The organism is Meiothermus sp. QL-1 (genome assembly GCF_003351145.1).
GTDB lineage: Bacteria > Deinococcota > Deinococci > Deinococcales > Thermaceae > Meiothermus.
Map to the genome: position 1 here is coordinate 1 of NZ_QQSV01000016.1, position 10,928 is coordinate 10,928.

General features: G+C 63.5%; 12 protein-coding genes and 1 pseudogene. 9 read left to right on the forward strand and 4 right to left on the reverse strand.

Annotated features, from left to right (window positions below; genetic code table 11):
• From tuf to DV704_RS11825, 7 genes and pseudogenes are all read left to right on the forward strand, one after another.
• Window positions 1–127, forward strand: a pseudogene (tuf, locus tag DV704_RS11795) (elongation factor Tu); the annotation flags it as partial.
• Between the two features lie 75 nt (window positions 128–202).
• Window positions 203–367, forward strand: a complete 165-nt coding sequence (rpmG, locus tag DV704_RS11800; RefSeq protein WP_114799782.1) for a 50S ribosomal protein L33 — start codon at window positions 203–205, stop codon at window positions 365–367.
• A gap of 9 nt (window positions 368–376) precedes the next feature.
• Entirely contained in the window at window positions 377–589 is a 213-nt protein-coding gene (gene secE, locus DV704_RS11805) for a preprotein translocase subunit SecE (protein ID WP_114799783.1), read from the forward strand.
• Between the two features lie 10 nt (window positions 590–599).
• On the forward strand, window positions 600–1,157 hold the full coding sequence (nusG, locus tag DV704_RS11810) for a transcription termination/antitermination protein NusG (protein ID WP_114799784.1): 558 nt from the start codon (window positions 600–602) through the stop codon (window positions 1,155–1,157).
• Between the two features lie 54 nt (window positions 1,158–1,211).
• Complete coding sequence (rplK, locus tag DV704_RS11815; protein WP_114799792.1) at window positions 1,212–1,646, forward strand: 50S ribosomal protein L11; 435 nt, start codon at window positions 1,212–1,214, stop codon at window positions 1,644–1,646.
• Window positions 1,639–2,340 carry a 50S ribosomal protein L1 gene (rplA, locus tag DV704_RS11820; protein WP_114799785.1) on the forward strand — a complete coding sequence of 234 codons (702 nt, stop codon included), beginning with the start codon at window positions 1,639–1,641 and terminating at the stop codon, window positions 2,338–2,340. The genes rplK and rplA overlap by 8 nt, the downstream gene beginning before the upstream one ends.
• Window positions 2,341–2,404: 64 nt before the next feature.
• On the forward strand, window positions 2,405–3,307 hold the full coding sequence (locus DV704_RS11825; protein ID WP_114799786.1) for a cation diffusion facilitator family transporter: 903 nt from the start codon (window positions 2,405–2,407) through the stop codon (window positions 3,305–3,307).
• Here DV704_RS11825 and greA read toward each other — a convergent pair.
• On the reverse strand, window positions 3,304–3,780 hold the full coding sequence (gene greA / locus DV704_RS11830) for a transcription elongation factor GreA (protein WP_199489996.1): 477 nt from the start codon (window positions 3,778–3,780) through the stop codon (window positions 3,304–3,306). The two genes, DV704_RS11825 and greA, sit on opposite strands and share 4 nt — an antisense overlap.
• An 85-nt stretch (window positions 3,781–3,865) precedes the next feature.
• Between greA and DV704_RS11835 the strand changes: the two genes are divergently transcribed.
• Window positions 3,866–5,848 (forward strand): hypothetical protein, encoded by a 1,983-nt coding sequence (locus DV704_RS11835; protein ID WP_114799788.1) that lies wholly within the window; start codon window positions 3,866–3,868, stop codon window positions 5,846–5,848.
• Between the two features lie 265 nt (window positions 5,849–6,113).
• Entirely contained in the window at window positions 6,114–6,893 is a 780-nt protein-coding gene (locus DV704_RS11840; RefSeq protein WP_114799789.1) for a hypothetical protein, read from the forward strand.
• Between the two features lie 185 nt (window positions 6,894–7,078).
• Here DV704_RS11840 and DV704_RS11845 read toward each other — a convergent pair whose 3' ends face one another.
• The 3 genes from DV704_RS11845 to DV704_RS11855 all read right to left on the reverse strand — a co-directional run bounded on the left by DV704_RS11845 (window position 7,079) and on the right by DV704_RS11855 (window position 10,666).
• The gene (locus DV704_RS11845) at window positions 7,079–9,181 is read right to left on the reverse strand and encodes a right-handed parallel beta-helix repeat-containing protein (RefSeq protein WP_114799790.1); all 2,103 of its coding nucleotides are present in this window, start codon (window positions 9,179–9,181) and stop codon (window positions 7,079–7,081) included.
• Between the two features lie 287 nt (window positions 9,182–9,468).
• Window positions 9,469–10,248 carry a CsgG/HfaB family protein gene (locus tag DV704_RS11850; RefSeq protein ID WP_114799791.1) on the reverse strand — a complete coding sequence of 260 codons (780 nt, stop codon included), beginning with the start codon at window positions 10,246–10,248 and terminating at the stop codon, window positions 9,469–9,471.
• Window positions 10,249–10,429: 181 nt separating this feature from the next.
• Window positions 10,430–10,666: a hypothetical protein gene (locus tag DV704_RS11855; RefSeq protein WP_233498354.1), complete on the reverse strand. Its 237-nt coding sequence runs from the start codon at window positions 10,664–10,666 to the stop codon at window positions 10,430–10,432.
• Between the last annotated feature and the right edge of the window lie 262 nt (window positions 10,667–10,928).

Below are 10,928 nucleotides of genomic sequence, written 5' to 3' on the forward strand. Positions count from 1 at the left end.
GGGGGACAACGTCACCTTCACCGTCGAGCTCATCAAGCCCATCGCCCTGGAAGAAGGCCTCCGCTTCGCCATCCGCGAAGGAGGACGTACCGTCGGCGCCGGTGTGGTGTCCAAAATCATCGAGTGATGTGCTAAACTAAAGCCTTGCTGGCCCGGCCGGGTAGCCCAAACCCGGCTGGGCCGAAGGCTGAAAGAGGACGACATGGCAAGCGAAGTTCGGATCAAGCTGCTCCTGGAGTGCACCGGGTGCAAGCGCCGCAACTACTCGAGCGAAAAGAACAAGCGCAACACCCAGGCCAAGCTCGAGCTCAAGAAGTACTGCCCCTGGTGCAACAAGCACCTACCCCACCGAGAGGTAAAGATCTAGGGGGATGGTATGGCCCAGGAGAACAGCCCAAAACGCCCCCTTGGAGCCCGAATCGTCAACTACTTTCGCGAGGCCCGCGCCGAGCTCGCCCGCGTAACCTGGTCCACCCGGCAGGAGATCATCGAGTCCACCCAGGTCATCCTTGTCTTCGCACTGGTCGCCATGGTGGTGCTGGGGCTCATCGACACCGTCTTCCGCTTCATCACGGTGCGGTTGCCGTGAGGCACAGGCTATGAGCATCGAGTGGTACGCCGTTCACACCTACGTGGGCTACGAGGACAAGGTCAAGGAGAACCTCGAGCAACGGGTGAAGGCCCTCGGGATGCAGGACAAGATCTTCCAGGTCCTGATTCCCACCGAGGAGGTGGTGGAGCACCGGGAGGGCGGCAAGAAAGAGGTGGTCCGCCGCAAGCTCTACCCCGGCTACATCTACGTGCTGGTGGACCTGGGCGACACCCCCGGCGAGTTCAACGAGGCCTGGGAGGTGGTCCGGAACACCCCAGGCGTGACCGGTTTCGTGGGCACCGCCACCCACCCAGTGCCCCTCACCCCGGATGAGGTGCAGCACCTGCTCGAGATCTCGGGCCTGGCCGGGAAGAAGGAGAGCCCCAAGCCCCAGGTAACCTTCAAGGAGGGCGACGTGGTGCGGGTGGTCTCGGGTCCCTTCGCCGACTTCACCGGGGTGGTGGGCGAGGTCAACCTGGAGCGGCAGAAGGTCAAGGTGCTGGTCTCCATCTTTGGCCGGGAGACCCCGGTGGAGCTGGACTTCTCGCAGGTCGCCCGCGCGTAGAACCCCCAAGGCGCCAAGACCACGAACTTCGTGGGAGCCCAGAAGGAGAAGAAAATGAAAAAGATAACCGCTATCGTCAAGCTGCAGTTGCCCGCGGGGAAGGCCACCCCGGCCCCCCCGGTGGGCCCGGCCCTGGGCCAGCATGGGGCCAACATCATGGAGTTTGTCAAGGCCTTCAACGCGGCCAGCGCCCACATGGGCGACGCGATCGTGCCGGTGGAGATCACCATCTACTCCGACCGCTCCTTCACCTTCGTAACCAAAACCCCCCCGGCCTCATACCTGATCCGCAAGGCCGCAGGCATCGAGAAGGGCTCGGGCAAGGCCGGGCGGGAAAAGGTGGGGCGGCTCACCTGGGAGCAATGCCTGGAGATTGCCAGACAGAAGATGGCCGACATGAACGCGAACGACCTGGAATCGGCCGCCCGGCAGATTGCCGGCTCGGCCCGCTCCATGGGCATCGAGGTGACGGGGGTGCCCCATGCCTAAGCGCGGCAAACGCTACCGGGCCATCCTGGAGAAGGTGGACCTCAACAAGGTCTACAGCATTGAGGAGGCCGCGGCCCTCATTCCACAAATCAAAAGCGCCCGCTTCGATGAGACGGTGGAGATCCACGTGAAGCTGGGGATCGACACCCGCAAATCGGACCAGAATGTGCGCTCCACTGTGAGCCTACCCCACGGCACCGGTCGCGCGGTGCGGGTGCTGGCCATCGCCAAGGGCGAGAAGATCGCCGAGGCCAAGGCCGCCGGGGCCGACATTGCCGCCGGGGAAGAGATCATCCAGGAGATCCTGGAGGGCCGGTCCGACTTCGATGCGGTGGTGGCCACCCCGGACGTGATGGGCGCGGTGGGCTCCAAGCTGGGCCGCGTGCTGGGGCCCAAGGGGCTGCTGCCCAACCCCAAGGCCGGTACCGTGGGCTTCAACATCGGCGAAATCGTGCGGGAGATAAAGGCTGGTCGGATCGAGTTCCGCAACGACAAAACCGGCGTGGTCCACGCCCCGGTGGGCAAGGCCAGCTTCACCCCGGAGCAAATTGCCGAGAACGTGCGGGCTTTCATCAAGGCAGTGGAGGGCGCCAAGCCCGAGGGGGCCAAGGGCACCTATTTGCGCTCGGTCTACCTCTCCACCACCATGGGGCCGAGCATCAAGGTGAACCCCAGCAGCGCCCAGAAGGCCTGAGGCCCCAGCCCTCCCTTGGCCTCCCTCTGGGGAGGCCGTATTTTTGCGTATGCTAGAGCCTAGCATGAGCCCCACCCAAGCCCTGCTGCTCAGCCTAGGCGTGGCCGTGGTGGTCTTCGTTCTCAAGGGGCTGGCCTACCTCCTCACCGGCTCCGTAGCCCTCTACTCGGATGCCCTCGAGTCGGTGGTGAACATCGCCGCCGCCGCAGCCGCCCTGCTCGCAGTGCGGGTCTCCAAACGCCCTGCCGACGAAAACCACCCTTTCGGCCACACCAAGGCCGAGTACTTCTCCGCTGTGCTGGAGGGGGTGCTGATCGTCCTGGCGGCTTTGGCCATCCTGCGCGAGGCCTGGCCCCGGCTGCTGGCCCCTGAACCCATCGAGGAGCTCGGGCTGGGGCTTCTGCTCTCGCTTTTGGCCTCGAGCCTCAACGCCCTCCTGGCCCTCTTCCTCATAAGCAAGGGCCGGCAGGCCCGCTCCCCTGCGGTGGTGGCCGACGGCCAGCACGTGCTCTCCGACGTGATGACCTCGGCGGGGGTGCTGCTGGGGGTGGGGCTGGCCTGGCTCACCGGTTGGTGGTGGCTCGATCCCCTGCTGGCCCTGCTGGTGGCGCTCAACATCCTCCGGATGGGCTGGCGGCTGGTCCGCGACTCGGTGGGGGGGCTGATGGACGAGGCCCTACCCCAGGAGGAACTAGGCCGAATTCGGGCCGCCCTGGAGGGCGCCCTGAAGGGGCTGGCCGCCGATGGTAGGGTGCTGGAGGTGCACGATCTGCGCACCCGCCGGGCCGGGCCGCGCACCTTCGTGGAGTTCCATTTGGTGGTGCCAGGGAGCACCACCGTGGAGCAGGCCCACCAGATCTGCGACCAGCTCGAAAGCGCCCTGCAGGTGAGCCTGGAGGGGGTTCAGACCACCATCCACGTGGAACCCGACCACAAGGCCAAGCACGCTACCTTCCGCGTTGGCTAGGCGTAGGTCAGGTCCACGATTATGTAGGTCTGGCTGCCCTTGGGGCCCTTGACCTGGACCTCATCGCCGACCTTCTTGCCCAGCAGGGCCTGGCCCAGGGGGGACTCGTTGGAGATTTTACCGCTGAACACGTCGGCCTCGTGGCTGCCCACCATGGTCAGGCTCATGCGCTGGCCGGTGGGGGTCTCGAGCTCCACCGTCACCCCAATCTGCACCTCGGTGGGCACCCCGTTGCCAGACTCCACGATCTGCACCCGGCTCAGGATATCCTCCAGCTCGGCAATCCGGCTGTTGTTCTCCCACATGGCCCGCCGGGCCTCGTCGTAGCCCGCATTCTCCCTCAGGTCGCCTTCGGCGATGGCCCGACCCATCTCCTCGGCAATCTGGCGCATTTTCTCGGTCTTCAGGTAGGCGAGCTCCTGTTCCAAACGCGCTTTTCCCTCGGCGGTCAGGTACACCGGCTTTTTGTTCATCAAACAAAACCTCCGGGGGCCTACCCCTGTAGGCCCTAGCCCAGTATAGACCAAGGAAAACCCCTTTCAGAAGTAGAATAGCGCCATGCGCTATCTGGCCGGCGTCCTCCTCTGGGGTCTGGCCCTGGCCCAGAGCCTCACCGTGCCGCCCGAGGGCCGGGTGGGGCAGCCCCTGGAGATCCGCGGGGCGGAGTTCCCCCCCGGCCGCTACACCCTGCTCTTCGATTCGGCACGAAGCCGCGCCCAGCTCGAGGTCGAGGCCCCCCAGGGCAGCTTCTCCACCTTCTGGACACCCCCTGCCGAAGGGTTATTCAGAATCAGCGTCCAGGTAGGGGAGCGCACGCTGCAAGCCCAGACCCAGGTGCGCCCTGCCCCGGTGCAGACCCCCCGCCTGGAGCCCGACGGCTTGGTGGTGGGCGGCTGGAAGCTGCCGCTGGCCGGGAGCTGGATAGGTCCCCGGGTGCTGGGCACGCGGGCCTTTGTGGCCCAGGGCCCTTTGGTGCTGGAGATAGACCTGCAGAACCCCCGGGTCCTGGCCGAGCACTACCCCCCCGCCGAGGTGCGAGGGCTGGAGGCCGACGGGGAGCTCACGGTGTTGCTGGAGGATGGGCGGCGGCTTGGGCTCGGCGCCCTTGCTGGAAAACCCTACGAGGGGCGCTGGGAGAGCCTGGCGGTGATCCAGGAGTACTTCCAGACCCACGAGGCCCAATCCCCCAACCGGCCCTACTGGTACTACTTCACCCAGGAGCCGAGCCGGCTGGGGGCGGCTGAGCTCGAGGCCGTGGGGCGCGACCTGCTCCTCCGGGGCCACCGCCCCGAGCTGGCCTGGGGGCCCGGGGTGCTGCGCTGGCTCGAGCCCTGGCTGCTGCAAATCCGCGCAGCCCGAAGGCAGGGCCTGGAGCAAAGCCTGGTCTGGTCGGAGTTCTTCCTCAAGTACCTGCCCCAGGTGCCGGGGGCCCAGGCCATGCTCCTGGAGCAAGCGGAGTGGCTCGAGGCCCAGGGCAGGCCCGACCTGGGCCAGCGCTACCGCGACGCCCTGCGCCAGGTCGCAAGCTGGCAGCCCCCCTTCACCTCAACCCATCTGGCCTGGCTTACGGGCCTGCTGGGCGGGCTCTACGCCCTGATGCTGCTATACCTGAGCCTGCTCTACCTGCCGGCCCAGCTCCGCGGCCTGAGCCCTACCGGGGGCTGGCTTCTGGGCTGGCTGCGGCACCCGCTCCTCCGGCTGCGCCACAGCATGCTGGCCTACACCACCCTAGGCGAGCGCAGCCTGCTGCTGCTCCTCTTCGCCCTGGCCGCCCTGACCCTCCTGGCCTGGGGCTTCACGGCCCGCTCCGAAGCGCTCCTGGCCCAAGAAGGGCTGACCCGGGGCACCCTGCGCTCCAACACGGCCCAGGAAACCCTGCGCGGCCTGGCCAACACCCCACCCCTGCGGGGGCTGCTGGCCTACGCTTTGGCCAAGGAAAACCCCACGGAAGCCAAACGGCTCTACGAGAGCGCCTCCCCCTGGGACTACGTCCTGCTCGGGCGCGGCACCCCCGAGGCCCTGGCCCAGGCCTACCAGCAGGCCCCCCAGGCGCCCGCCGTACGGGAGGCCCTGGGGTTGGGGGGCGACCTCTGGAGCGCGGTCTACCGCGAGGCCGGACTCCCCCGCGAGGCGGTGCCCACCCCCCGGCAGATCATCGCTGCGGTCGGCCTGAGCAGCCTGGAAAACTTAGCAACCGACCTTCCCGAAACCTGGCGCAGCCTGCCCATCTGGCCCACCCCCCTCTGGGCCTGGGGGGCCGCGGCGGTGGTGCTGTTCCTGAGCCTCTACCACCTGCTCTGCTTCTTCCTTCCGCGCCCCCAGCACCAAACCAACCCCGCCTGGCGGCATGGGGTGCAGCTCCTATTTCCCGGCAGCCCGAGCTACAGCCAGGGCTGGGGGGTCTTGCTGCTCCTGGCCTTTGCTGGGGGTCTCTGGCTCTGGCGGCAGGGGCACAGCGCCGGCGTCCCCCTGAGCCTGGCGGCCCTGGGCCTTCACCTGCTGCTCTGGCTCGCCCTGGTCTACCGCAGGCGCTCTTCCTGAGCTTTTTTTTGACCGCCAGGGAAAACTGGACCCAGACGCCTTCCGGGCCACCCCCGCGATGCTTCTCGAACTCTGGCAGGCCGGCCGGGGGCATCGTGCTGCTCAAGCAGGCCCTGCGCTGCCCGGGCCGCCCCCCCACCCCAGCGAACGCCCGCCCACCCTCCAGCCCCTTCTGGAGGAGTTCCGGGCTAGAGGCTGGAGGTAGGTCCAGGAAATAACCCAACCTCAGAGGAGTCCATCCGGTAAGCTCGGTGTGGAGGCAACGATGAAGCGCGTTCTGGTATGGTTGGGTCTGGCCCTAATCCTGGGGTCTTGTGTGCCCCAAGCCGTGCGGCCCCAGCCGCCGCAGGTGGAGCTGTTGCAGTTTAGCCTGGTCTCGATTGACCCTTTTAGCGGACGGGGCGAGTTCGACGTGCGCCTGCGCCTGACCAACCCCAACCCCTACGCCCTGCCCCTGCTCGAGAGCGCCCTGACGGCAGAGCTGGGGGGCTCGCCGTTTCGTCTGACCCTGCCCGCTTTGGAAATCCCCACGGGGGCCAGCCGCGAGGCCAGCGCCCGGCTGGTGGTGCCCATCGTGGAGGGCACCCGCGCCCTGGCCAGCCTGGTGAGTGGGCAGGCCACCCGCTTCCGCTTGCTGGGGGAGCTGCAGGCCCGACTGGGCCCGGCGGTGGTTCCGATTGGGCCCGTAACCCTGGTGGACCGCGAGGTGCGCATCCAGTTTGCTTTCCAACCCCCCACCATTCGTCTGGTGGAGATTCGCCTGGACGGGCTGGCCATCCGGCTGGTGCTGGAAGTAGAGAACCCCAACCCCATCGGCTTCACCCTGGAAGGCCCCCTGCGCCTCCTGGCGGGCGGGCGCAGCGTGGCCGAGGGTGCGCTTAACCTGGGCCTGGGCCCCAACGGGCGCAACCGGGGCGAGCTTTCGCTGCGGCCCGCAGGCCTTCCTGGGGGAGGTGGGGTGAGCGTGGAGCTGGGCCTTAGCGCCCGCATTCCGGGGATTCTGGACCGCTCGGTGTTCCAGGTGTTGCAGGGCGTGCTGCGGTAGCAGGGGCTCGCCGGGATTCCTCTGCTTCGGTCCTGGCCGTGGGAAAATTCGCCCCGCCCCTTTGCCCTATCGCGGGCTGGGTGCTGGCACGGCTTACCCGATGCCGTGCCATCCGCTCCCCGCACTGGTCCAGCACAAGGGGCGGCCTGATGGGGGCCGCCCCTGAACCTTGCAGAGACTAGCGACTAGTTCCTTTCTACGGCACCCAGATCGCAGCCTCCGTTTTGCGGGCGCGCGATGCCCCGCGCATCGGTGGCCAGGGGGTTGTTGCTGAGGTCGGTGCAGGCCGAGGCCGGCACCCTGTCCAGCACCGGGCTGCCCACCAGCGGTAGATGGGTCTGGACAAAGCCGCCGTTGTCGGCCAGGCTTCCCAGCGAGGGGTCTTGGTTGAGAATGTCGGTGGAGTCGCGGGTGAACGAGCAGTCGGTGTTGCTCCTGATCAGGTTGTAGCCGTTGCTGACAAGACTACCCTCACACTCCGGCCCGATGCCGCCGGTGGCGGTGTTGTTGGCCAGGATCACGCCCTTCAATCTTACGGTTCCACTTCCAATTCGCATCCCTCCCCCACGGGGTGCGGTATTGTTGACGATGGTCGAGAAGGCCAGGTTGAGCGTGCCCCAGTTGTAAATGCCGCCGCCTCCATAGCTGGATGTTGTGCTGTTCCCGCTTACCGTCACGTTGGTCAGGGTGGCGGTACCGATGTTGTAAATGCCCGAGCCCCCGTTCCCGCTCACCGTCACGTTGGTCAGGGTGGCGGTACCATAGTTGTAAACACCTGAGCCCCCGTTCCCGCTCACCGTCACGTTGAGCAGGGTGGCGGTACCATAGTTGTAAACACCTGAGCCCCCGTTCCCGCTCACCGTCACGTTGAGCAGGGTGGCAGTGCTCCCCCCAAAAAAATCTCCCGTCGCAACAACACCTGAGTCTCCGTTCGAGCTGACGGTTACATTGCTGAGAGTCAGGTTCGCACGAAAGGCACCAATGCCACTGCGGGCGTTGCCCGTAACTGCCACATTGTTCATGGAAAGGCTACCGGAAGACACGTATACACCGTCGTAATTCGATTCTGTACCGTTTGATTGGACGAGTACGTCCTGAAGGGCTGTGCTCGAGCTCCAGCCCTCCTGGTATAGCGCATTTCTTCTGTTGTTCCGCAGCGTCACCCGCTCCATTACCAACGCGCCACCATAATTCCAAACAGCGGCGCCATTGCCGGCCCGTTGAATGGTAAGGTTCTCGATCCTAGCACTCCTGCCCTCGTGTACCTGCACCAGCCGAGTGCTGTCATTCCCGTCCAGAATGGTGGTATCACGGTCGGCCCCGCGCAGGGTGATGGTGGTTCTGAGGTCCAGGTCGTCCCCCTGCTCGTCAATGCTGCTGCTGCGGGTAAGGGTGTAGGTGCCGGCAGGAATGTTAATGATCACAGAGGAGCCCAGAGCGTTGGCTTCCATCACCGCAGCCCGGATGGAGCAGTTGCCGTTGCTATCGGCACATTGGCCGTTGCCGGGATCGGCGTCTATGGTGTCGGCGGTGGTGTTGACGTTGAAGGTGGTGACCTGGTTCACCACCAGGGTCACAGTGGCGGTGCGCTCAATGCTGCCGGAGGCCGCTTTTAGGGTAAGGGTGTGCTGGCCCACCGGGGTGCTGGTGGTGGTGGAGAGGGTCAGGTCTCGCTGCACATCGCTGCTGCCCACGTTCAGGCTGGTGGGGGATATCGTCACGCCAGCGGGAGGGTTTACCAGGCTCAGGCTTACGGTGCCGGTAAAGTTGTTCTGGCGGGTCAGGGTTAGGCGGATGGTTCTGCTCTCGCCTTGTGTAGCCGTAAGGCTGGTGGGGTTTAGCGAGATGGTGAAGCTGGGGCCACTTTGCACAATTAGCGTGAGGTTGGCCTCCTTGGTTAGGCTGCCACTAGAAGCCCGCACCTTCAGGCTGTAGGTGTTCGCCGCCACACCGGTAGCCACGCTCACCGTTAGGGTTTGGTTCACGGGGTTGCTACCGCCTACATTTACAGTGGCCGGGGAAAGCGTGATACCCGAGACAGCCGCCCCGCTGCTGCTGACCAGGCTCAGGCTCACCGTACCGGTAAAACCGTTTTGTGGGGTAAGGGTGAGCTGGGTGGTCGCGCTGCCGCCCGGCGCAGCCGTAATGCTGCTGCTGCTGAGCGAGATGGTGTAATTCGGACTATTCCCTGGATTGGAGCCGCTCGAAGCGCTATCACCACATGCGCTGAGCCAGACCGGCAAAACTCCCAACACTAGAAAAAGCAAACTGTTTCGTATTCTTCTCATACGATGATTCCCTCAAAGCACGCTTCTACCTGTCACCAAGGCCAATTGGGCTTGGTTTTTTAGTCCTTGCTCTGGTGAACTGTGCTGAGCTAGTAATCTTTTGTCATTCCGAACACAACGCAGCGAAGCGAGGAATCTGATGCGCTCTTGCATTCGCTACCCATGAGCAGCACCAGATTCCTATTCGACTACATGTGCCTCGAAATGAGGGTGAGAGAAGTAGGGTTCATTTGAAGTATCCCAATAACCTTAGTTATCAAGACCACCAGACACAGTCATGCTGTGTTTCATTGAATCGGCTTACCGGTGGGATCGTACTTCATATAGCTTTGCGGTATGCGTTCGATGATGGCAACCGTTGCAGCCTCAATCATCATGGCTAACGCTTTTGCCATCGGGGTATTGTTATATATGCGCAACCCACCTGCGAGTGCGCTCAACCCCCCGGGCAAAAGGCCAGCCCCAATTCCTCCGAAATTTGTATCGGTAGCTTCTGCTTCTACAGGGAATGCCGCAATGATTGCACCAGAACGAGTATCCACTATTCTAATGTCTACACGTATATACGATTTTTTCTGTTGAAGAAAACCGCCAATAAATGGAATCGCACCTACGCCACCACTACCGGATGCGTTTGGCTCAAATCCAGTTATTACACCTGTGATAATCAAGTCAGCCCCGGTAAATGCGTTTTGTTGGTTTGACAAAGCCGCCTCACTACGGAGCTGGTTAATAATGCTCCGGTCGTAAACCACAAAGTGGTTGCTGCTCACCAACGCAGTGCTAAGCATTGTCGAAACATCAGAGCCGATACCCGTCGTAGCGGTAGGAATATTGATACCAAAAAGATTAAGAATCTGAACAGTTCCAGTGGGAACCGATGCGCCAGAACCACATTGAGGACTGGTGCACTCGAAACTGGCTACCACAACTCGAGCCCTTGGCCCTTTGTAGTTTTCAAAGTCAATTTTTTTGCTTTCTTTACCGGCAACCGTGGTTGTCACCGAAGGAGCACACCCGGTGAACAATAGAGCGATGAGAAGAAGAATGCCGCCTATTTTCTTCATGACTCTCTCACCTCGAAGGGATTTTGAACGGTCGCAAGCACAAGAACAACTCCAGATGTTGCAAACCATTGATCTGGACGTTACTAGCGCTTACTCCGTTGGTGAGTATAGCATTAAGGTTTGTATTCGACAATGCAGATAATCGGGCGATACGCCGTTATTTATACTAAGTACAATTAGTCTATCCTACCAGGTACAGCACCTCGCTAATGGCCTGTACGTACTCCCGCACGGCCAGGCCTTTTTTGGGAATGCGAAACCCCGGCGGGTACTGGGTGGGCTCGACCCGGAAGGGCAAGGCCCGCAGGGCTTTGGCGTCGTAGTCGAGGCGGGCAGTTTCGAAAGCAATCTGAATCCGGAGAACACCCTTAGTGTTGAGCCCTGGAGCAGTCTCGGCCACCACAAAGGCTCCAGACACTCACCCCGAAATCTACCTGCAAGCCCCTGCGTCCACCAGGCTCTCTCGACCTCCGGCCCCGGCGCGCAACGGCCGCTGGTCTCGCGTAAAGCGGGCTACCGTAAAAGGCAACCCGCCACTGCCGGATGCCCTCACACCTGGCCGGTGTCCAGCGCCCGGTCAATCATCTCCCCAATCTCGCGGATCAGATGAATCAGCCCCGCAAAACGCGAATCCTGGGTTAGGCCCCGCCGGTAGCGGGCATAAATTTGCTGCATGATAA